Raw genomic sequence first — 22,265 nt, forward strand, 5'->3', positions numbered from 1 at the left:
GAAACGGAGAGTTGCGCGGGGCCTCACATTTCGGGCGAAAGCGCCAGAATGACCAGACCAAGAATGGTGAGGACCGCGCCTGCCATGACCGAAAGGCTCGCCCATCCATGGCCGAGCAGCCCTTCAAACATGATGATCAGTGTCGGCGTCAGATAGTTGTAGGCCAGCACCTTGGAGGCCGGCAATCGCAGGGCGGCAAACTGCAGCAGGAAGAATGTGCCGGCCGTTGTGAAGATGGCAAGATAGAAGATTGCGACCCAGGTGATGGAGGGCAATGCAGTCCAGTTCGTCGCAGCGATTTCGCCGATGCCGTAAAGAGCGATCAGAACGCCGGTCGCCAGAAGCGTCCAGAAGGTAAAGGCGATCACCGGTTCGCCGCGATTGTAAAGCCGGACGAGCGACGCATAGGCTGCGTGTCCGACGACACCGGCGAAGAAAATGAGCTCGCCCTCGCCAATGTCGAAACGGCGCATCGCCTCGAAATCCCCGTCGAAAATGACCCACACGGAACCGAGCCCGGCCAGAACGAGGCTTGGAATAACCAGCCCGCGCGGCACCTGCCGCAGAAAAACAAAGCCGAAAAACGCGCTGAGCAGCGGCATCAGCGTGAACACGGCCCCGGTGGAAACGGGGCTTGTCATGCCGAGCGCCATGAACATGGTGACGAAATAGAACGCCATCAGCCCACCCAGGACCAGAAAGCGCCACGGGGCTTTTGGAAAGGGGAGAGGCTGGCGCAGCACGAAACGCACCACCAGCCCCATGAAAAGGATGCCGATCAGAAAGCGCGCCGCATTGAGCGCGACCGGGCCAATATGTGGCGCGGCAAGCGACCCCAGTGAGAAGGAACCAGCCACGAGCGTGGCAAAGCCAAGCATGGCCAGATGCCCCAGCCGCTTCTCCACGCCTGTTGCACTAGCGCGATGCGCCTCACGCCGCGCCGCTTTCAACTCTGCGGTGTCCGTCAAGCCGGCCTCCCCATTGTGCCTGCTTGTTTAAAGAAAAAGCCCGCAAACCGAAACCGGTTTCCGGGCTCTTCTCGAGAATGACGGACGCTGGATCAGCCATTGGCCATGATCAGCAGAAACCCACCGGCAAGCGCCACATTGGAGACGACGCCGTTGATCCGCGCCACGCGGTCCGCCCCTTCATGATCCCAGAAATTGTGAAAGATCAGGGTTGCGGTGACGAGGAAGACAATCAATGCAGCCGCCGCATAGACGGGGAAAACGCCCGCCGCCAGCAACGCACCTGCGCCGCACTGAAGCGCAATCCCGGCGAAAAGCATCACCTTTGCCAGAGGCACCCCGCGGGCTGCGAGAGCGCCGGTTAAAATGGAGGCGTTGGCGAGATTACGCAATCCTGCGAAGACGAACGCCCCACCAAGGAGCAGGCTCCCCAGAAAAGGCAGAAGCATGAATTCGGAATGGAACATCGCTTTCTCTTTCAAAAGCCCCACCCACGGCGGGTGGGGCTGTTGTGCCCAGCGTGATCAGGCGGCGGCTATCTCCTGATCGCTGACGACCGGATGAACGGAGCGGAACGGGATCGCAATCCGATTCCACACATTGATCAACCCAACGAGCACGGAGAGCTGCACCAGCTCCTCCTCGCTAAAATGCTCCAGCATCTCCGCGTAAAGCGCATCTTCGACCGGACCGTCGGAAATATTCGTCAGGCGCTCGGTCCAGGCGAAAGCGGCGCGTTCGCGCTCGGTGTAAAGCGGCGATTCCCGCCATGCCGAGACGAGATGCACGCGTTGTTCGCTCTCGCCGTCCCGCCGCGCCTCGCGGGTGTGCATGTCGACGCAGTAGCTGCAGCCGTTTATCTGCGAGGCGCGCAGGTTCACCAGATGGATCAGCCGATGGTCGAGACCCGATCTGTCCACGGCCTTCTTCAGATTCAGCACTGCGCCGATCAGTTCCGGGGCGATCTTCATGTAATTCAGACGTTCCTGCATGATCATATCCTTTCTCTGCGGGAAACCGGTTTCCGGCCTAGGGGCGCTGATGGCGCTCCACAAAGGCACAGCCGAATGCGAGCGCGCGGGGATCAGCGCCTGCTTGATAATTGGCGATCACATCTGAGAGCCGCGTCTTGCGCAGCTCGGCGCGATAGGCCTGCTCGGCCCGCAGCATCGCAGCGTTGATGCCGCATGGCCGCGTGTAAGCCCGGGGCTCCAGCGCCCCCGGCCCGCGCTGGCGGATCTCCGCACAGCGAAAAGCCGGCTTCGGCCCTTCAATGGCCAGCACCACATCGAGCAGGGTGATCGCATCGGGCGACAGCGCCAGCCGATAGCCGCCATGCGGGCCGGGCACGGATTCCAGAATCCCTGCCGCCGCGAGCGTCTTCAGATGTTTCAGGAGATAGCTGGGCGAAAGCCCGTGATATTCGGCTAGCGCGCTGGCGGGCATGGTTCGCCTCTCCTCCAGCTGCGCCAGAAGCGTGGCGCAGTGGATTGCCGCTTCAACACCTTCGCTCAGTTTCATCTCGCTCTCCTAATTATGGATAAAATATATCCCGGATATTTTATATCTACAATAAGGAAACAACAGACTTCTGACTCTTCCTGACAAAGGAGCGAAGGGAGACCTATCCTAGCTTGCGCAAAAGATCGGCGAGCAACCGCAACTCCCCGTCATCGAGCCGACCACCGATGGTCTCCGCAAGCGCCGCCCCATAAACGCGCCACATGCGTGCGCGCGTTGCCTTGCCTTCAGCGGTGATGGACAGAACCTGACCCCGCCGGTCTTCCGGGCATGGGCAGCGCTCCACAAGACCGGCCCTGGCCAGGCGTTCCACCAGCCGGGAGAGATTGTACTGCTCAAAGAGCATTGCCTGCTCAAGCTCGAACGGGCGGAGACCCGCCTCACCTGCCTTTTCCAGCTCCCAAAGCGCATCGTACCAGGCCATCGGCGGCAGGTTCTCCGCCTTCAGCCGTGCCTCGAAGGTCGCGAAAGCCAGTCGATAAGCGCGCGCCAGCGCGACCCAGGCGGAAACGGCGGCGTCATCAGGTGTGGAGGTCATGCTTCACCAAAACGTTATTAGATGCAATTGCATCAAGTTTGACAATCCTAAACCGGCAATATAAATGCAATTGCATCGACATCAACCATGAACGAGCAATCCAATGTCTCAAACGCCCACATTGATCTCCTTCGACCTCTGCCCCTATGTACAGCGTGCGGCCATCGTCCTTGCCGAAAAGGACGTGGCATTCGAACGCGTCGACATCGATCTTGAAAACAAGCCCGACTGGTTCCTGAAGATATCGCCGCGCGGCAAGGTGCCCGTCCTGCGGGTCGGTGATGACGTGCTGTTCGAAAGCGCCGCGATCGTCGAGTATCTGGACGAGACCGAAACACCTCGCCTCCACCCCGAAAATCCCGTCACCCGCGCCCGGCATCGCGCCTGGATGGAGTTCGGTTCCGCTGCCCTCTCTGACATCTGGACGCTCGAGACGACGAAGGACGAGGCCGCTTTCGACGCCGCCATCATCGCGTTGAAAGAGAAATTCGTACGCATCGAAAACGAACTCGGCGAAGGGCCTCTCTTCGCCGGTGACCGCTTCACCATTGTCGACGCGGTGTTTGCACCGGCGTTCCGCTATTTCGATGTCTTCGACGAGATTGCTGATCTGGGTGTTTTCGATGATCTCCCCAGAACACAAAAATGGCGCAAAACGCTCGCCGAGCGCGCCTCGGTGCGCGAAGCGGTGGTGCATGACTATCCCGAACGGCTGAAGCGCTTTCTGGAGAAGAAAGATGGCGTGATCCTGCGTCGGCACGCAGTCACCGCTTGAGCCCAAACGGGAGCGGCGGCATCCCACCGCCGCTCACCAATGCTATTCGGCAGCCACCCTGGACGGATTGTTGGGATGTGTCGTCCAGTTGGCATAAGAGGGCTGAACTTTTTCACCCGTGCGCCTGTCGAGCGCGCCGGCGGCCAGTGGCACCATGTCGATGCAGCCTTCCACCGGACAGACATTGACGCACAGATTGCAGCCGACGCACTCCTCTTCGATCACCTCGAAATGGCGCTTTCCGTCCACCATGGCGGTGATCGCCTGATGCGACGTGTCCTCGCAGGCGATGTGGCAGCGACCGCATTTGATACATTGATCCTGATCGATCCGCGCCTTGGTGACGTAGTTTAGATTGAGATACTGCCAGTCGGTCACGTTTGGTGTTGCCCGGCCGATCACATCATCGAGTGTGGCGTGCCCCTTGGCGTCCATCCAGTTTTCCAGCCCCTCGATCATCTCCTCGACGATCTTGAAGCCATAGGTCATGGCGGCGGTGCAGACCTGAACTGTCCCGGCCCCAAGCGCCAGGAACTCGGCGGCATCCCGCCATGTGGTGACACCGCCGATGCCGGAGATCGGCAGACCGGCAGTTTCAGGATCACGGGCGATCTCGGCCACCATGTTGAGCGCAATCGGCTTCACCGCCGGGCCGCAATAGCCGCCATGAGAGCCCTTGCCATCAATGGTGGGCTCGGGCGCAAAGCTGTCGAGGTCCACTCCCGTGATCGAGTTGATCGTGTTGATCAGCGACACCGCATCCGTGCCGCCGGCATGAGCGGCGCGGGCCGGTTTGCGCACATCGGTGATGTTCGGTGTCAGCTTGGTGATGACCGGCATTCGCGTGGTCTGCTTGCACCAGCGCACCACCATCTCGACATATTCGGGCACCTGCCCCACGGCGGAGCCCATGCCGCGCTCGCTCATACCGTGCGGACAACCGAAATTGAGCTCAATCCCGTCGGCTTCGGTTTCCTCCACCAGTGGCAGGATCGCCTTCCAGGCCTGTTCCTCACAGGGCACCATGAGCGAAACCACCAGTGCCCGGTCAGGCCAGTTCTTCTTCACCTGCTTGATCTCGCGCAGGTTCAGATAAAGATCGCGGTCGGTGATGAGCTCGATGTTGTTCAAGCCGAGAAGCCGGCGGTCAGCCCCCCAGATCGCGCCATAGCGCGGCCCATTGACATTGACGACCGGTGGGCCCTCCTCGCCAAGCGTCTTCCAGACGACACCGCCCCAGCCCGCCCTGAAGGCGCGTTCAACATTGTAGGCCTTATCCGTGGGCGGTGCGGAAGCAAGCCAGAACGGATTGGGAGACTTGATACCAACGAAATTGCTGCGAATGTCTGCCATGGGTTTCTCGCTCCTCAGCCGGCCAATGCGCGGTGGATGCTCTCGGCCGCGTCACGCCCCTGCGCGACCGCCGAAACGGTGAGATCGTCGCCACCGGCGATACAGTCGCCCCCGGCCCAGACCTTCGGCATGGAGGTTCGCCCTTCTTCGTCCACCTTGATGCGACGCCCCTCAAGCGCAATCGATGCGCTGGAGCCGTTCAGAACCCCAGCCTCGAAAGACTGCCCGATGGCCTTGAACACCTGGTCGGCGCGCAGGGTCAGTGCCTCACCGGTGCCTGAAAGCTTTCCGTCCTTCAGCACCGTGTACTCGAGCTCGATCCCCGTGACCCTGCCCTTGTCGGCAAGAATGCGCCGGGGCTGCAGCCAGTGCCGGATGACAACGCCTTTGGAGGCGGCCAGATCCTGCTCGAATTCGGATGCGTTCATGTGTTCCTGGCCCCGGCGATAGCAGATCGTCACCTCCTCGGCACCAAGGAGCCTTGCCTGAACGGCAGCGTCGATGGCCGTCATCCCACCGCCGATCACGACGACACGGCGACCAACCGGCATGCTGGCAAGATCCTGCGCCTGGCGCAGATGTGCGATGTAGTCCACCGCCCTCTCCACGCCTTCAACATCTTCACCCTCAGCACCGAGCGCGTTGACGCCGGCCAGCCCCATGCCCAGGAACACGGCGTCGAAATCCCGGCGGAGATCACCGAGCGAGAAATCCCGCCCCAGCGCCTTGCCTTCCTCAAGCGTGATGCCGCCAATCGCCATCACATAATCCACCTCGGCCTGGGCAAACCCGTCCGGCGTCTTGTAGGCGGCGATGCCGAACTCGTTGAGGCCGCCGGGCTTCGGCCTTGCCTCAAAGATCGTGACGTCATGCCCGTGCACGGCCAGACGATGCGCGCAGGCAAGTCCCGCCGGTCCGGCCCCGACGATGGCAACCCGCCTGCCGGTTGGCGCGGCACGCTCATAAAACTGTGCGCCTGCGGCCATCGCCGCATCGGTGGCATAGCGTTGCAGGCGGCCGATCTGCACCGGCTTGCCCTCCGCTTCTTCACGCACGCAGGCTTCTTCGCACAGCGTCTCCGTCGGGCAGACGCGGGCGCACATGCCACCAAGAATGTTCTGGTCGAAGATCGTTCTGGCAGACCCCAGCGGATTGTCCGTGGCGATCTGGCGGATGAACATGGGTATGTCAATCGATGTCGGACACGCCGTCATGCACGGCGCATCGAAGCAGAAGTAGCAGCGATCCGCCTCCACGGCCGCCTCGTGGTGGTCGAGCGGTGGATGCAGGTCGGAGAAGTTCCTGTCGTACTCCTCACCGGAAAGGCGGCCGGCGGCGATGCCGTCCGCATAGAGACCATCAGCCATTCCGTATTCCCCTTTTATTATTGGGGAAAGGCTAACGCAGTTTCATTTTTTTATCAATCGGTCAAATTTTGACGCGTCGAACATCCCTTTGAAAAGAAAGGTGAATTCCATTATCATGTTTTAAGTTTCAGATATTTCTTGCAAAAACGCCCATGTGCAGGCCGGTGTTCTGAAGGATCCGCTGCCGATCCTCACTCAGTAGACCTCGATGGAGCGGATGTCGTCGGTGTAGTAATCGCGCAGGCGTCGCATGCTGCGCTCAATCGTTTCACACCAGCCCGTCAAATTGCGCCGCTCGCAGATGCGCGCCTCGGCCCCGCCCTCAAGACGGACGGACGCAATGCGACCGATCCATTCACGCGGCAACCGTGGGCTTCCGTCACCTGCATCGAAACAGAGGCTCGCCCCGCGAAAATCCACCCCTTCATAGAAACAGGCCCGGCTCATGGGCTCAAAGTCCTGCTCATCCCCTGCCCGCCGGCGAAGAACGCGAAAACTGGAAGCCGCGTCACCCCGGCGAAGCAAAGGCACATCGCGCGTGAGCAGGCTGCAGCGCCCGTCACGATCAGGCCACGAACAGATCTCGACCGATGTGCGCTCTCCAACCCGGATCGAAGCGATGCGCCCGCGCAAGCCGCGCACGTCATCTCCGATCCCCGCACAATACCGGCGGCCCTTGAAATTCGGGCGATCATAGAAACAGGCATTGCGCGGCGTGGGGCGTCGATCTCCGCCAGCCCCTCCGGCCTCTTCAAACGCGCTGTCGCGGTCGCGCTCATCCAATTCACGCATCACGAAGTCAAAGATCTCAAGACCAATCAGGGCACCGACATCCGAAATCGGTCGATCCCCATAATGCGGACGCGTGTCACGCAGATACTGCGCGGAAACCCAGCCTGTGCGCCCAGCATAGCCAACCTCGCACCAGGCGTAGCCGCGCGTGCACCGCAATGTCGCAACACGCGCGCCGCGCGGGATGGTGAGAACGGCTCTATGGCGCAGGCCCGGACCCTCGCGCAGCTTCAAATCAGCCGTCGCCTCGGCTTCCACGCCACGCCGTGCGTGGGCGTCATCCGAAAAAGAAACCGACAAACCGGCAAAGGTCAGCAACACAAGCAAAATCTGAACGATCCGGGCAGGCACGCGACTCTCCTTCGCACATCGACTGGCCGGCGCAAAGTGCTGCAAAGTCGTAACGATATCCAGAACAGATCGCTTAAAATACCAGACGGGACCACGCTCAGCGCGGCTTCTTGCCGAACACCCGCATATATTCCTCAACACCGCCTCTGGCGAGTGCTTTGGCCTGTTTCACCCAGTCGTCTCGTTCGATGCGTCCCTTGAAGCTCAGATGATCGTCCACCCAGTCGCGCTCAGCCTTTTTCCAGGCCGCGATCTGCGCAAAGGTGTAGACGCCGAGATCGTTGAGCCGCGCCTCCAGCTTCGGCCCCACGCCGGAAATCAGCTTCAGATCATCCGGCTGCTTCGGTTTGCGCATACGGGCGGGCTTAGCATCTTTCCCGATCTTCGCGGTTGCCGGCTTCACGCGGGTAGATGCCGCCTGACGCCCGCCGCCGGCCTCCGCCTGAACACGTTTCGGCGAGGAGGAGCCCGGCACCGCTGACAGGCCCGCCGCGGAAGCCCTGACCGGCTTTCGACCTCCGGCAATCGGCCGGATTTCGCCCTTTGCCTTCGGTTTCTGACTGGCCGCCTTTGCCTTCCCCTGCCGGCGCGCCGGTTTGCCGGTTTTCCGCGGCGCGTCGAAACTGATCACTGGCTCCATGGATTTCAGAACGTCATCGTCCAGCCAGCAAAGGCTGAAATGTCCGTCGCCCAGATCCTTCAACGGCGGCACCTCCCGCTCGCACTTGCCGCCCGGAACCTGGTCCTTATAACGGCATCGTGTCTGGAACGGACAGCCCGAGGGCGGATTCATCGCCGAGGGAATGTCGCCTTCAAGCACGATATGCTTCTTGCGGACAGACGTGTCGGCAATCGGGATCGCCGAAAGGAGCGCTTCTGTATAGGGATGATAGGGCGGCGCGAATATCTGGTCGGTCGTCCCCTGCTCCACGATATGGCCGAGATACATGACCACCACACGGTCGGCCAGATAGCGCACGACGGACAGGTCATGGCTGATGAACAGCATGGTGGTCTTGTTCTTGCGCTGAATGTCCATCAACAGTTCGGTCACCGCCGCCTGCACGGAAACGTCTAGCGCGGAGACGGGCTCGTCCGCCACCACCACTTTGGCATTGCCGGCAAAGGCACGGGCGACACCGATGCGCTGCTTCTGCCCGCCGGAAAGCTGGCGCGGCATGCGTTCTGCGAAGGCCCGTGGCAGCTTCACAAGATCGAGCAGTTCCAGCATGCGCTGCTTGCGTTCGGCCAGCGTGTTGCCGATGTTGAACTTCTCCAGCGTGCGCACAATCTGCGAACCCACGGAATGGCTTGGATTGAGCGTGTCGAACGGGTTTTGAAACACCATCTGGATGCCGGCCACCGTGCCCGTATCCCGGTCCTCGACCGCCGTGGACTGAATGGGCTCGTTTGCCAGCACCACTTCGCCATCCGTCGCTGTCTCCAGCCCAAGAAGCACCTTGGCGAGGGTCGATTTTCCGCAGCCGGATTCGCCCACTATTGCGACGGTTTCCGATTCCCGCGCCTCAAAGCTGATCTGCTCATTGGCCTTGACGGTCTTGGTATCGCCGCCACCGAAGATGCTGTTGGCGGCGACGTGGTAGTATTTCTTGAGATTTTCGATGCGGAGCATCGGCTTGCCGGGCTCGATAGGCTCTTTGTCTGCGAGCGCGCCTTCCGGCAGCGCATTCCAGTCGATCTCATCAAAGCGCAGACAGCGGGAATGGTGCCGCTCATGCCCTTCAATCGGCAGCATCGGCACCTCTCCGGCATCGCAGAGACCTTCCTTGAAATGCTGGCAGCGCGGGCCGAAATTGCAGCCCTTCGGGCGCTCATGCGGCAGCGGCAACTGGCCGGGGATGGCAATCAGGGGCCTCTCATTCTTGTCGGCACCCGGCAGCGGAATGGAGCGGAACAGCCCTTGCGTATAGGGATGGCGCATCCGGTCGAAAACGTCTTCAACGCGGCCCGTTTCCACCGCCTCGCCCGAATACATGACCGTCACGCGATCGCAGGTTTCAAGGATAAGGCCCAGATTGTGCGACACGAAGATCATCGACGTGCCGTATTTCTTCCCCAGCCCCTTCACCAGTTCGACGATGCCCGCCTCGACTGTCACGTCGAGCGCGGTTGTCGGCTCGTCGAGCAGAAGCAGTGCGGGCTTAGACAGAAGCGCCATGGCGATGACGATGCGCTGCTGCTGGCCGCCGGAGAGCTGGTGCGGATAAGACCGCATCATGCGTTCGGGATCGGGCAGCCGCACCGCTTCCACCATCTCCAGCGCGCGGCGCCACGCCTCGCCCTTCGAGACATTGTCGTGAATGAGCGGCACTTCCATGAGCTGCTGGCCGATCTTCATGGCCGGGTTGAGGCTTGCCATCGGCTCCTGGTAGATCATTGCGATCTCATTGCCGCGGATCTGGCGCAGTTCCTCCTCGCTCATCTCGGCCATATCACGGCCCTTGAACTTAATGCGCCCGCCGACGATCTGCCCGACATTGGACAGGTCGCGCATGATGCCGAGTGAAACGGTCGACTTGCCGCAGCCGGATTCGCCCACAATGCCCATCGCCTCGCCGGGCATGACCTCGCAGGAAAAATCCATCACCGCCGGGATTTCGCCGGCACGCGTGAAGAAGGAAATGGAGAGGTTTTCGATTTCGAGGATCGGCTTACCGCTCTTCTGGCCGCGTGTGATGCTGATGGCTTCGTTCATGGCGTCGCTCTCAGTGTTCATCTCAATCCTTCAGTGACTGCTCACGCAGCGCATCGGCAAGCAGGTTCAGCCCGAGCACGAAGGACATGAGGGCAAAAACGGGCGGCAGCGCCGGGTGCACATAGGCCCTGAGCAGCCGGCTCGATTCCTTGATGCCGGTACCCCAGTCCGGGCTTTCGGGCGCAAGACCGAGGCCAAAATAGCCGAGCGTTCCAAGAAGGATGGTCGTGTAGCCAATTCGCAGGCACACATCGACAATGAGCGGACCGCGCGCGTTGGGCAGCACTTCCCACAGCATGATGTACCAGGGCGTCTCGCCACGCGTCTGGGCTGCTGCCACATAGTCCCTTGTCTTGATGTCCATCACCAGTCCGCGAACGATGCGGAAAACGCCCGGGGACGAGGCAAAGACCACGGCCACGAAAATGTTGAGCTGATTGGAGCTGATCGAGATGATGCCGAGCGGATCGGCATCGAACACGAGGCCCAGATAGGCCCAGCCGCCAACCAGCAATGTCACGGCAAGCTGTATGGCCAGAAGCTGCGGACGGCTGCGAAAGCGCGTCCAGAATAGCGTCACGAAGAACACGATCGGGAAGATGAAGAAGACGCCCGCCATCCATTGCGGAATTGGCGTCTCTCGGATGCCCGGCGTCACCAGAAGATAGAAGAGCAGGATAACGGGAAAGGCGAGGACCAGATTGGCGAGGAACGACAGAAAACTGTCGATCCGCCCGCCATAATAACCCGCCGGCAGGCCGAGCGTGGTGCCCACCATGAGGGCGAAGAGCGTCGCCGCAGGCGCGATGATCAGCACGATCTGGCTGCCATAGACCATGCGCGAAAAAACATCGCGTGCCAGCCTGTCACCGCCGAAGAGAAAAGCCTGCCCGCTTTCCGGTTCGATGGCGCCGGGCAGGACATTCTTCATAATCGGGAACTGCGCCAGTGGGTCAAACGGAGCGACCGTTGCGGCGAAAAGCGCCGTGAACAGCCAGAAAAAGCAGATCAGAACACCGGCGACGCCGACGCCCGTCTCAAAGAGCTGACCGTAGAGGCCGAGGCGTTCACGAAAACGCAGGCTGAAGAACAGAATGACCGCCAGCGCGATCCACACCGGCCAGAAGCGCGCCAGCACGCCGAAGATGATGCCGAAGGTACCAAGGGTTTCTACCTGCATCGCGCGTCCTCCTTACTGCACGCGAATGCGCGGGTTAAGATAGGCATAGCCCACATCCGAAATAAGCTGCGTGGACAGGACGACGAAGACCGACACCAGAGAACAGCCTAAAAGCAGATCGATGTCGTTGTTGCTGGCCGCCTCCACCAGCGTGAAGCCAAAACCCTGATAGCGGAACATCACTTCGACGATGACGACACCCGTCAGAAGCCAGGGGAACTGCAGCATGATGACCGTGAAGGGCGCGATCAGCGCATTGCGCAGCGCGTGCTTGATCACCACGGCGCGAAAGCCCAGCCCCTTGAGGCGGGCGGTGCGGATATATTGCTGCGTCATCACCTCCACCATGGAGGCCCGTGTCATGCGCGCGATATAGCCGATGCCGTAAATCGCCATCGTCATCACCGGCAGGGTGAAATTGTAGAAGGAGATGCCCTGCCGCGTGGCTGTCGCGGCCGAGCCGTTCAGCCAGCCGAGCCATGAGGCGAAGATGACCGCAAAGATCACGCCGGACACATATTCCGGTGTTGCCGTGGTGGCGATCGAGGCGACGGAAAGCGTTCGGTCCGTTCGCGTACCCTCCCGCATCCCCGCAAGAACGCCGATCAGAAGTGCGACGGGAACCATCACCACCATGACCCAGAACATCAGGATGCCGGTGGCGCCTAGCGCCGGAAAGAGCTTTTCGGCCACAGGCACCTTGAACTTGGTCGAACAGCCAAAGTCGCCCTGAAGTATGCCGCCGTAATAGGGTTCCGCCGGTTCGTCGCAATAGGAAAACCGCGGTGAAGCCACCCCGGTTTCCGGATCGATATTCGGCTGTTTCTGCACGACGCCAAGCCACTGGCCATAACGCACGAAGAAATTCTGGCGATAGCCATTTTTCTGCAGCCAGCTCTCGAGTTGCTCCGCCGAGGAGCGCATGTCGAGCTGGCTGATCGCGAGCTTTTTGAGGTTCGGCTCCAGATTGACCAGAAAGAAAACGACAAGGGTCAGACACAGCATCGTCAATGCCATGACGCCCAGACGTCTCAGAATAAACCCAAGCACGGTTTCCCCTTCCCCCGTTGACGGAGGTTGTTATTGATTGCCTGCGCAAAAGGGGCCTTTCGGCCCCTTCAGGTTCTTGTCTCAGCCCTCGTCGAGCCAGACCTTTTCGAGATCGATCTCAAAGGTCTGGTGCATGCCGTGGTTTTTCACGGCCTCCACCGAGTGATTGTAGAGCTTGCGCCAGTAGGGCTGGAGAATGATGCCCGAACCCTGGATGATCTCCTCGATCTGCTTCATCACCTCGCGGCGATTGTCCGGATCCGGAATGGCCAGCGCCTCCTCGATCAGCTTGTCGAGCTCCGGATTGGAATAGGCGGATTCGTTCCACGCCTCGCCGGTGCGGTAAGCGAGCGCCACCACCTGGATGCCCAGCGGACGCATGTTCCAGTTGGTCATGGAGAAGGGATACTTTGTCCAGTCGTTCCAGAAGGTGGAGCCGGGCAGCACCGTGCGCTTCACCTTGAAGCCGGCCTCGCGCAACTGGGCGGCGATGGCGTCGCCCGTATTCTTGTGCCAGTCCTCGTCCACGGTGATGAGTTCGTGCTCATGGTCCATCTGGCCGGCTTCTTCCATGAGCGCCTTCGCCTCGTCCAGATTGCGCTCAAGCTTCGGCAGCTCTGCATATTCAGGATGGATCGGGCAGACATGGTGGTTCTCGGCCACCTCGCCGGCATTGTTGTAGCCAAGCGCCAGAACGGTCGTGTTGTCCACGGCGCGCTGCAGCGCGCGGCGCACCTTGTCGTCATCATAGGGCTTGTTGTTGACATTGGTGCGGGCCACGATCGTTGTGGCGGTTGTGACCTCTGACTTCACCAACCCGAGGGAATCGAGAATATCCACGAAATCGGCAGTGGTCTCGTAATTCGCGTGGATTTCTCCGGATTCAAACGCGCTGACGGTCGCGGACGGATCCGTGCCGTAGTCGATGAACTCGATGCCATCGAGATAGGCTTCGCCGCCCCACCATTTGCCGTCGGCCCGCTTCTTCAGCTCCACCCGGTTGCCGACCTCGTAGGACACGAGCTCAAAGGGACCGGTGCCGATGGGATTGGCAACAAAATCGCGGCCCGTCTCGTCAAAGCTCGGATGAACGATAAGGGCCGGATAGTCCGACATGCCGGGAATGATCGAAATATCAGGCGCCGACAGGTTAAGCTTCACCGTCATGTCGTCGACCTTTTCGATCGCGCCTTCGCGCGCCTTCTTGGTCTCCGGATCGACGAGCGAGGCCATACGGGCCGGCATGGAATTGCCTTCCACGGTCTGGTCGCACCAGCGGTTGAAATTGTAGATCACGTCATCTGCCGTGAAGGCATCGCCATTGTTCCAGGTCACGCCCGGGCGCACATGGAGAATGTATTCGGTCGCATCCTCGTTGACTTCCCAGCTTTCGATAAGCTTGCCCTCGAAGGTGAAATCGCGCGTGTACTTCACCAGCGGCTCAAGCGTCTGGCGCATGGCGTTTGCGATCTCCGACCAGTCGGCCGTGCGCGGGTCTTTCGGGTCCTTGATGAACATGGCGACACGCAGCGTGCCGCCCATTTTCGGCTCCTGCGCCATGGCCTGCCCGGGAGCGGCCAGGCCCAGCATTCCATAGGCTGCCGCCGTCGATGCGCCGAGTGCGCTTGCGAGCGCAAGAAACTCACGCCGGTCCATTCGGCCGGATCGTGCCTCATCCGCCATTTCGGCAACGCGGGCCGGCACCTTCTCGCCATTGCTCTTGAAAAACGTCATCGACGCACTCCCGTTATCTACCGTTTTCGGTTCTCGATTAGCATTTCCCATCCCGCCCCCGATGTCAAAATTCCCCAGGGTTCGGAAAGCGAATTCTGCAACTTTTTCGACAATTCCAATGACGGATTTGCGACAGTATTGCCGCAAAAACTACACGAAGAGCCGATTCTGCAACAAGAGCCACCTTACCCTCATGACAAGCACTGACCCGAAGCAGCACACTTGGCAGACCTGCGCGCACCTGCCGATTGACGCTGCCGGAGCCAGTTGCTAAGCGATTTCGGTTCGCTTGAGGTGCTCCGGCAGGTGTCCGCCCGCCGGAGGAAAAGGGAACACGGAACGGTCATTCTTCATGTGACCGCAGCCGTGGCTGCTCCCGCAACTGTGAGCGCTGAGGCTCCTCCAATGCCACTGGGCGCAAGGCCCGGGAAGGCGAGGCAGCCGACGAAGCGCGAGCCAGGAAACCTGCCTCAGGCCGTCACCGACCGGATGCGGGACGCTTCCGGGGCTGTGTTTCTCGCAGTGGTGGCGATTGTCATCGCTGGCGGGGGGATTGAAGTCAGGCGTCTGTCGCTCTCCAGCAAACCGGAAAAACTTGGTTCTGGAGCACACGCATGCGTTCAAATCGACACCGAAACTCTATCCTGTCCAGCACGACCGCGCTGATACTGGGCTTCTCCACGCTCACCGCGCAGGCTGAAGACTTCGAGCTCGACACACTGGTCATCACACCCAGCCGCACGCCAACAGAGGCTTCCAAAGTGGGCTCCACGGTGGAAGTGATCAGGCGCGAAGAGATCGAAGAGCAGTCTCTGCCGCTTGCGGTGGAATATCTTGACCTTCTGCCGGGTGTAAGCCTGTCATCGCCAGGGGGCGCGGGCGCGGAGGGCAGTCTGTCGATCCGCGGCGCGCCCCGCCGCTACGTGAAAACCCTCTACAACGGCATCGACATTTCCGACCCGACCAGCACCCAGGTGCAGACATCCTACCAATATCTCCTGTCCGGTGGGCTGCAGAACATCGAAGTCCTCAAGGGCTCACAGAGCACCCTCTACGGCTCCGACGCCATTGCGGGAGTGATAAGCCTGTCGACACTGGACGACGTCGAGCCCGGCATCACCCACATCCTTCACGGCGAAGGTGGCTCGCATGGCACGTTTGGTGGTTCCTACGGTTTCAGAGCTGGCAGCGAGCAGTCGAAACTCTCCATCAACGCCACGGGCTTCCGCACCGACGGCATTTCGGCCGCAGCCTCCGGCACCGAGCGCGACGGCTACGAGAACATCACGTTCGATGCAAACGCCGAACATGCGTTCTCCGAAGTCTTCTCCGTCTTCGGGTCGGCGCTTTATATCGACGCAGAGGCCGAGTTCGACAATCAGGGTTTCGGCACTCTTCTGCCGAGTGACAATCCAACGGCCACCAACCACAGCAGACAACGCGCAGGCCGCGCCGGTTTCAATCTCGACCTCATGGACGGCCGCTTCCGCAACACGGTCTCCGTACAGGCCTTTGACCTCGAACGGTCGATTACCGGCACGGGCTTCGATGGAAGCTATAATGCTCGCCGCTACAAGGCCGACTATCAGGGCGCTTTTGACGTCAATGAATGGCTGGTCGTTCAGGGCGGCGCAGATTACGAACGCCAGAACGCGGTCTTTCCTGCCGGCCTGTTCAATCCCGAGATTGATTCCAGTTTCTGGATTGCCGGTGTCTGGGGTGAAGCCATCGCCACACCGCTGGAAAACCTGACGCTGACCGCCGGTGTCAGACAGGACGAACACAGCGAATTTGGGGGGCACACCACATATCGCGCGACCGCGTCCTATCTTTTCAATGAGACCGGGACGCGCCTGCACAGCTCCGTGGGAACCGGCTTCCGCGCCCCCAGCCTCAACGAACTCTTCGGTCCCTTCGGCGCAAACCCCAACCTTCGGCCCGAAACCAGCTTCGGCTTCGACATCGGCGTTGAGCAACGTTTCTGGAATGGAGCGGTGGTTGCCGATCTCACCTACTTCCAGCTCGAGATAGACGATCTGATCGGCTACACGACGCACTATGAGCAGATCGCGGGCACGTCGCGCCAGCGCGGCGTCGAGGCCTCGCTCCGCTATGCCGCGACCGACTGGCTGATCCTCACCGGCGCCTACACCTATACACACTCGGTGGATCAGAACGACGTTCGCCTGACGCGCGTGCCACGCCACGAAATCGGCCTGACCGCCAGCGTGAAGCCCGCAGAGAAGTGGACAATATCGGCATCTGCCAGGGCGGCTATGGATACGGTCGACACCGGCGGTTTCGAGCTTGACGATTATCTGCTTGTCAACGCCAGGGTCGCCTACAAGCCGACCGAGGACACCGAACTCTATGTCCGCGCGGAAAACCTGCTTGATCAGGATTATCAGACGGTACGCGGCTACAACACACCGGGCTTCGGGGTCTTCGCTGGCTTCCGGGCAAAGTTCGCTCCCTGATGCTGGGGAGTCGGAAAAGCCTCCCTCGCCTTTCCGGCCTTGCTTTTCTGGCCGGCGCGCTTCTTGTCGCGCCGGTTTCGGCCGCCCCAAAACGCGCCATGTCGCTCAATCTGTGCACTGACCAGCTTGCCATGACGCTGGCCGGGCCGGATCAGCTCGTCTCCGTCTCCTTCCTTTCGCGCGAGCCGAGCCTCTCAATGCTGCATGAAGAAGCGCAGGCCTACCCGGTCAATCGCGGACTTGCCGAAGAGGTGTTCCTTGAAAAGCCCGACCTCGTGGTCACCGGCACCTACGCGCTCCACAACACGACCACCCTCTTGAAAAGGCTGGACTTTCATATCGAGGAATTTTCGTTCGCACAGACCCTCGAGACCATTCCGGGCGAAATCCGCCGTATGGGCGCGCTCCTCGGTCAGGAAGAGAAGGCCGAAAGAATAGCAGGCGATTTCACAGTCGAACTCGAAGCAATTGCCGCACGCCAATGCGACAGGCGCCCCACCATGATCGCCTACGATCAGAACGGCATCGCGCCCGGCAGCGGCACGCTGGCTGATTCCGTGATGCGCGCCGCGGGCTTCGCCAATCTGGCCGCCGATCTCGGTGTCGTCGGTATGGCACCCTTCCCCCTGGAACAGGTGATCGCCGCCCGGCCGGACGTCATCAGCATCAGCAGAAAACAGGACGCGCCGACACTCGGCGAACACGTGCCGCGTCACCCGGCGATTGCCGCCCTTCCCGAAACCCGCATCGGTGCATTCGTGCCCGAAGGCTCCCTGTCGTGCGGTGCCCCGGGAGTGATGGAAGCCGTGCGCGCGCTGGCCGCACTTCGCGCCGAGATCGCCCCCTGCCCGCAGGACGCGACGCAATGAAGCTCTCCACGTCGCTTGCACTCCTCGCACTCGCGCTGTTCGTCGTGTCGCTGCTGATCGGTCCCGCCGAACTGGGCCTCGGGAACAGCATAACCGGCCTTTTCGCCGGCGGCGGCGAGGCGGCGGCCATCATCATGCGCGAAATCCGCCTGCCGCGCGCCCTGCTCGGCCTTGCCATCGGCATATCGCTCGGGCTTTCCGGCGCGGTGCTTCAGGGGTTTTTGCGCAATCCGCTGGCGGAACCCGGCGTGATCGGTGTGTCCTCCATGGCAGCGCTCGGCGCGGTGGTGGTGTTTTACTCAGGCCTTGCCGGAAGTTCGCTCTATGCCCTTCCTGCCGGCGCGCTGATCGGGGCGCTTCTCGCCGTTCTGATCCTGCTCGCCATCGCCGCGCGCCAGGGCTCGACGCTCACGCTCATCCTCGCAGGTGTCGCACTCTCCAGTCTCGCGGCAGCGCTCACCTCCCTGGTTCTAAACCTGTCACCCAACCCCTTCGCCGCCTATGAGATCATCTTCTGGCTGCTGGGTTCTCTGAAGGACCGATCCATGGAGCATGTGGCACTCGCCCTGCCTCTCATGGCCTGTGGCTGGCTCCTGATCGCACTGTCGACCCGCGCCATCGATGCGCTCTCACTGGGCGAGGAAGCGGCCTCCAGCCTCGGCATTCACATGGGCCGCGCACGCTTCCTGATCGTCGCCGGTGTGGCGCTCTCCGTTGGCGCGGCAACGGCGGTCGCCGGCACCATTGGCTTCATCGGCCTCGTGGTTCCGCATCTCATCCGCCCGCTGACCAGCCGACTGCCAAGCAGCCTCCTTCTGCCTGCCGGCCTCGGCGGTGCTGCACTTCTGCTCGCCGCAGACATCGCCGCGCGGATCGTCCTTCCGGCCGGCGAGCTCAATGTCGGCGTTCTGACAGCACTGATCGGCGCGCCCTTCTTCCTGTGGCTCGTTGTCCGCGCCCGCCGGGAGATGCTTTGATGAACCTCCACATCGACAGTTTGAGCGTGAAGCTCGGAAAGAGGCAGGTTCTTGATGCCATCAGCTTCGACATTGAACCCGGACAGGTGATTGGCCTTCTGGGGCCGAATGGCGCCGGCAAATCCACGCTCATGCGCGCGCTGAACGGGCACATTGCCGCCGAGGGCGCCATGCAGCTCGGCGAACACGATCTAGCGGCGATCGGCCCAGCCCAACGCGCCCACCTCATCGCCTATCTGCCGCAGCAGAGAACCATAGGCTGGCGTCTTTCCGTTCGCGATCTCGTGGCGCTCGGTCGCCTGCCATGGCGTGGCTTCGGCCAGCGCCCGAATGCCCGGGACGAAGCCGCGATCGCCCGCGCCATGGCAATGGTCGACATTGCGCCGCTGGCCCGCCGGGTCGCCACCGAGCTGTCGGGCGGCGAGCAGGCCCGCGTTCTGATGGCGCGTGCAATCGCGCAGGAAACACCGCTCCTCATCGCCGATGAACCAGCCTCCGGCCTCGATGCCGCGCATCAGATCATGCTGATGCAGTCGTTGAAACGGCTGGCCGCCGAAGGAAGGACCGTGCTGGTCTCGCTCCACGATCTGACGCTCGCTGCCCGCTGGTGCGATGAGGTCATACTTCTGAACGAAGGGAAACTTGCAGCGCTCGGTAAACCCGAAGCCGTGCTGTCGCAGGCGAATCTGGCAAGGATCTACGGTGTGACCGCCCACCGCGCCCATGACGAAAACGGCCTGATCATCGCACCGGTCGGGCTTACGGACACGTCCTCGTCCGGTTAATCGGCCACGCGTTTTTCCATCGCTGCCCTGGCGTTGAGGAGCCCGTCGCCAAAATCCTCGTCACGACCCGGATCGCCAAGGTCCACCGCAGTGGTCCGCAACAGTTCCGAAAGCGTCTCCGGGGCAGCGTCTCCGCCAGCGTGGATAAGGTTGGCAATCGCTCCAGAGACAACCGCCGCTGCAAAAGACGTGCCCGTGACGACATCCATGCCGCCGGGGATGGGGGCCACCACATTCACGCCCGGCGCCGAAAGATCGATGTAGCGACCGCGATTGGCCTTTCCCATCACCCGGTCATGCACATCCGTTGCCGTCACTGCGATCACACCATCATAGGCCGCTGGATAGCCGAAAGGCGCGCCGGGGCCGTTGTTGCCGGCAGCGGCAACAAGCACGACACCCCGCGCCATCGCATTGCGGCAGGCGGACGAGAAAAGCGGGTTCTCCGGCCCGACAAAGCTCATATTCACGATCTGCGCGCCCTCTTCCACCGCCCAGTCGAGCGCGGAGAGAAGCACATTCGTGCTGGAGATACCGCCCTCGAAAGCCCGTGCATGGAGAAGCCGCACGCCGGGCGCCATGCCGCGAAACGGCCCGCCGCCGGCAATCAGGCCAGAGATGGACGTGCCATGCTCCCGGTCCTTCACCGCCATGTCGGGAAGCGCATCAAACATGCTCCCTATGCGACCGGCAAGGGCAGGATGTGCCTCCTCCAGCGCCGTGTCGATCACGGCCACGCTCACATTCTCGCCGCTCACCGATCCCGCATCGAGCGCAATCCGCTCGAAAGCGTAGTTCACCACAGCGGCAGCCTGCTGAAGCTGAAACACATGGTTCGGCACACGATCTGCCAGCCGGCCGTCACCCTCGAGCTGCGCAAGCACAAAGGCCACCGGACGCCCGTCAGGGATGCCAAGCCGGGCTATGGTGCGCCCGAGCAACCCGGAGGCACGGGCCGAGCGTAGCTCCAGACCGAACTGGGCGGCCACGGCGGCAGCCACATCCGCATCGCCGTCAAGAGTGACAAGCACCTCGTCCGGCACAAAAACCCCGGAGATGGCGCGTTGCGGCGCGACAGGTCTGGCAAGCGCCCCCGCTCCCGCCGTCGTGGGAGGAGATGCTGCTGGGCCAGTGCCGCCATCCGAAACATCGCCATTTGTTGAAGGCGCATCCCCGGATGTCGCGGGCTGCGCCGGCGCAGCCCCGCCCGTCCCCGGCCCAAAAAGCTCCGCCAGCATCGGCGGCAGATAGACCACGTGCCGTTCGCCGGAGGCTGTGCGCGCCTGCGTTTCACCGTCCGCAGCCTCGGCTGGTGCGGTGGTCTGGGCATGCGCTGTCATTGCCAGTGGGGCTGTGATGGCGATAGCCGTCAGGATGCGTGAAACGAACCTAGTCATCGCCCGGTCTGCGTCCGATGACGACGGTTTCCACGAATTCAGCCTTTTCGAGCCCGGCAACAATTGCGTCGTATTGCTCCGCCGTTTCGGCGGGCACAAGAACACGGTAGAGCCCACCCGGCAGCGGTCCGGCGGCGATCTCGGCACCGCTTGCCTCCAATAGTGCCGAGACATCGACCATGGAGGCATCCGCCGCAAATGTCACGAAGGCGAAGGGTGCATCCTCGCGATCCGCACCGGCCACGGAATATTGCTCCGTCTGCGAAAGATTGAGCCAGACCGTCTGGCCGACGAGAATGGCGAGCGCCAGCCCGGCTGCCACCCACGCAGCCTGCACCGGCAGTGAGGGAAGAAGGCCGGCCAGTCTTTCACGCAGCGAGGGCCTAACAGCCCTTTCCGGCCCCGCCTCTTCGGCCAGCGCCTCCGAAAAACGCGCCAGCGCATCGGCCGGCGGGTGGACCGCCTCATTGTCGGCAACGGTCGCCGAATACTCACCTTCGGCTTCGGCAAGCGAGGCCATGGCCTGCGGGTCGGATGCAAGCCATTCCTCGACCTCGCGCAGTTCCGCGCCCGATAGCGTGCCGTTCAGAAAGAACGGCAGCAGCGCCTCAAGCCGGTCGCGGCGGTTTGATTGTGCGTTCTCGCTCATGGCCAGCCTCGATCATATCCTGCCGCCTGCAAGGCTTCTCCAAGCTTCTTGCGAGCGTAAAACATTCTGGTTTTCACAGTGGCAACTGGCACGGAAAGGATTTCGCCAATCTCGGACACCGATTTGCCGTGATAATATGCCAAATCCACCACGGTGCGATGTTCTTCTGACAGCGCGTTGACGAATGAGCGCAGCGCCGCCGCCTTGTCATCCTTCATCGTTGCAACCTCGGGCGTGTCGGCGCTGTCTTCAATTGCCTCCGCCTGCCCGTCATCCAGCGCGCTTTCCCGGCGCTTGCGCAAGGCCGAAAGCGCCTTGAAACGGGCGATGCCAAGCAGCCAGGTGGAGACCTGAGAGCGTGCCTCGAAGCGCGGCGCCTGGCGCCACACCTCCAGAAACACTTCATTCGCAATCTCGTCCGCCATGGTTTCCGATCCCGTCTGGCGCATCACGAAACGGAACACCCGCGTGTGATGCCGCATGAACAAGAGCCGGAGCGCCGCCCTGTCGCCGCGCGCCGTTCTGGCCACGAGTGCAGCATCGGATGTCTGATCCGAACCACTCATGACCGGCCCTTCGACAATGTGTCGCGCGACGGGACGTTTCGGTTCATCGCTTCCCCCAGTTTCTGAAAAGCTAGTCCATTTGCGGTTCGGTGGAAACAGAATTGCCTCCCTCTATCGGCTTTACGGCGCTCTTCAGTGTGAACCTTTTCACAGCCTCGTCAGACAAACCCTGCAGGGTACGCATGGTGCGCACCCGGAAA

General features: G+C 61.7%; 20 protein-coding genes and 1 riboswitch. Of the genes, 5 read left to right on the top strand and 15 right to left on the bottom strand.

The annotated features are described in order from the left end of the window. Window positions 1-23: 23 nt before the first annotated feature. The 5 genes from BLW55_RS04765 to BLW55_RS04785 form a co-directional block, all read right to left on the bottom strand. Window positions 24-968, bottom strand: coding sequence for a DMT family transporter (locus tag BLW55_RS04765; RefSeq protein WP_244439659.1), 945 nt, complete (start codon window positions 966-968; stop codon window positions 24-26). Window positions 969-1,060: 92 nt separating this feature from the next. After that, window positions 1,061-1,435 carry a DoxX family protein gene (locus tag BLW55_RS04770; protein ID WP_090327090.1) on the bottom strand — a complete coding sequence of 125 codons (375 nt, stop codon included), beginning with the start codon at window positions 1,433-1,435 and terminating at the stop codon, window positions 1,061-1,063. Between the two features lie 57 nt (window positions 1,436-1,492). Next, window positions 1,493-1,960, bottom strand: coding sequence for a carboxymuconolactone decarboxylase family protein (locus tag BLW55_RS04775; protein ID WP_025029602.1), 468 nt, complete (start codon window positions 1,958-1,960; stop codon window positions 1,493-1,495). A 37-nt stretch (window positions 1,961-1,997) separates the two neighbouring features. Continuing rightward, window positions 1,998-2,489: an RrF2 family transcriptional regulator gene (locus BLW55_RS04780; protein WP_007007517.1), complete on the bottom strand. Its 492-nt coding sequence runs from the start codon at window positions 2,487-2,489 to the stop codon at window positions 1,998-2,000. A 103-nt stretch (window positions 2,490-2,592) separates the two neighbouring features. Beyond that, the gene (locus BLW55_RS04785) at window positions 2,593-3,027 is read right to left on the bottom strand and encodes a MarR family winged helix-turn-helix transcriptional regulator (RefSeq protein WP_007007516.1); all 435 of its coding nucleotides are present in this window, start codon (window positions 3,025-3,027) and stop codon (window positions 2,593-2,595) included. Window positions 3,028-3,130: 103 nt separating this feature from the next. Here BLW55_RS04785 and BLW55_RS04790 point away from each other — a divergent pair, with 103 nt between their 5' ends. Continuing rightward, window positions 3,131-3,802, top strand: coding sequence for a glutathione S-transferase family protein (locus tag BLW55_RS04790; RefSeq protein ID WP_040664849.1), 672 nt, complete (start codon window positions 3,131-3,133; stop codon window positions 3,800-3,802). 42 nt (window positions 3,803-3,844) lie between these two features. Here the strand turns inward: BLW55_RS04790 and preA are convergent, their stop codons facing one another. The 7 genes from preA to BLW55_RS04825 all read right to left on the bottom strand — a co-directional run bounded on the left by preA (window position 3,845) and on the right by BLW55_RS04825 (window position 14,345). Next, entirely contained in the window at window positions 3,845-5,155 is a 1,311-nt protein-coding gene (gene preA, locus BLW55_RS04795) for an NAD-dependent dihydropyrimidine dehydrogenase subunit PreA (protein WP_090327095.1), read from the bottom strand. A 14-nt stretch (window positions 5,156-5,169) separates the two neighbouring features. Further along, complete coding sequence (locus BLW55_RS04800) at window positions 5,170-6,522, bottom strand: NAD(P)-dependent oxidoreductase (RefSeq protein ID WP_090327097.1); 1,353 nt, start codon at window positions 6,520-6,522, stop codon at window positions 5,170-5,172. 195 nt (window positions 6,523-6,717) lie between these two features. Beyond that, window positions 6,718-7,665: an SH3 domain-containing protein gene (locus BLW55_RS04805; RefSeq protein ID WP_177175017.1), complete on the bottom strand. Its 948-nt coding sequence runs from the start codon at window positions 7,663-7,665 to the stop codon at window positions 6,718-6,720. Window positions 7,666-7,762: 97 nt separating this feature from the next. Continuing rightward, complete coding sequence (locus BLW55_RS04810; protein WP_090329889.1) at window positions 7,763-10,381, bottom strand: dipeptide ABC transporter ATP-binding protein; 2,619 nt, start codon at window positions 10,379-10,381, stop codon at window positions 7,763-7,765. 22 nt (window positions 10,382-10,403) lie between these two features. Then, a complete protein-coding gene (locus tag BLW55_RS04815; protein WP_090327102.1) occupies window positions 10,404-11,561 on the bottom strand; it encodes an ABC transporter permease in 1,158 nt (385 codons plus the stop codon). 12 nt (window positions 11,562-11,573) lie between these two features. Continuing rightward, window positions 11,574-12,611, bottom strand: a complete 1,038-nt coding sequence (locus tag BLW55_RS04820) for an ABC transporter permease (protein WP_086008139.1) — start codon at window positions 12,609-12,611, stop codon at window positions 11,574-11,576. 81 nt (window positions 12,612-12,692) lie between these two features. Continuing rightward, entirely contained in the window at window positions 12,693-14,345 is a 1,653-nt protein-coding gene (locus BLW55_RS04825; RefSeq protein ID WP_090327103.1) for an ABC transporter substrate-binding protein, read from the bottom strand. A gap of 275 nt (window positions 14,346-14,620) precedes the next feature. Further along, a riboswitch (cobalamin riboswitch) is annotated at window positions 14,621-14,832 on the top strand. A 127-nt stretch (window positions 14,833-14,959) separates the two neighbouring features. Between BLW55_RS04825 and BLW55_RS04830 the strand changes: the two genes are divergently transcribed. The 4 genes from BLW55_RS04830 to BLW55_RS04845 are packed head-to-tail and all read left to right on the top strand — an operon-like array spanning window position 14,960 to window position 19,453. Continuing rightward, a complete protein-coding gene (locus BLW55_RS04830; protein WP_090327106.1) occupies window positions 14,960-16,822 on the top strand; it encodes a TonB-dependent receptor plug domain-containing protein in 1,863 nt (620 codons plus the stop codon). Beyond that, a complete protein-coding gene (locus BLW55_RS04835) occupies window positions 16,822-17,691 on the top strand; it encodes an ABC transporter substrate-binding protein (RefSeq protein ID WP_090327109.1) in 870 nt (289 codons plus the stop codon). Before BLW55_RS04830 ends, BLW55_RS04835 begins: the two co-directional genes overlap by 1 nt. Continuing rightward, complete coding sequence (locus BLW55_RS04840) at window positions 17,688-18,668, top strand: FecCD family ABC transporter permease (protein ID WP_090327111.1); 981 nt, start codon at window positions 17,688-17,690, stop codon at window positions 18,666-18,668. The genes BLW55_RS04835 and BLW55_RS04840 overlap by 4 nt, the downstream gene beginning before the upstream one ends. Beyond that, entirely contained in the window at window positions 18,668-19,453 is a 786-nt protein-coding gene (locus tag BLW55_RS04845; RefSeq protein ID WP_090327113.1) for an ABC transporter ATP-binding protein, read from the top strand. Before BLW55_RS04840 ends, BLW55_RS04845 begins: the two co-directional genes overlap by 1 nt. Here BLW55_RS04845 and BLW55_RS04850 read toward each other — a convergent pair. The 3 genes from BLW55_RS04850 to BLW55_RS04860 are packed head-to-tail and all read right to left on the bottom strand — an operon-like array spanning window position 19,450 to window position 22,065. Next, window positions 19,450-20,850 carry a S8 family serine peptidase gene (locus tag BLW55_RS04850; RefSeq protein ID WP_090327115.1) on the bottom strand — a complete coding sequence of 467 codons (1,401 nt, stop codon included), beginning with the start codon at window positions 20,848-20,850 and terminating at the stop codon, window positions 19,450-19,452. The two genes, BLW55_RS04845 and BLW55_RS04850, sit on opposite strands and share 4 nt — an antisense overlap. Then, on the bottom strand, window positions 20,843-21,499 hold the full coding sequence (locus BLW55_RS04855) for an anti-sigma factor (protein WP_090327118.1): 657 nt from the start codon (window positions 21,497-21,499) through the stop codon (window positions 20,843-20,845). Before BLW55_RS04855 ends, BLW55_RS04850 begins: the two co-directional genes overlap by 8 nt. After that, window positions 21,496-22,065, bottom strand: coding sequence for a sigma-70 family RNA polymerase sigma factor (locus BLW55_RS04860; RefSeq protein WP_090327119.1), 570 nt, complete (start codon window positions 22,063-22,065; stop codon window positions 21,496-21,498). The genes BLW55_RS04855 and BLW55_RS04860 overlap by 4 nt, the downstream gene beginning before the upstream one ends. Window positions 22,066-22,265 lie beyond the last annotated feature (200 nt).

The sequence above is a fragment of the Nitratireductor aquibiodomus genome, assembly GCF_900105565.1.
GTDB lineage: Bacteria > Pseudomonadota > Alphaproteobacteria > Rhizobiales > Rhizobiaceae > Nitratireductor > Nitratireductor aquibiodomus.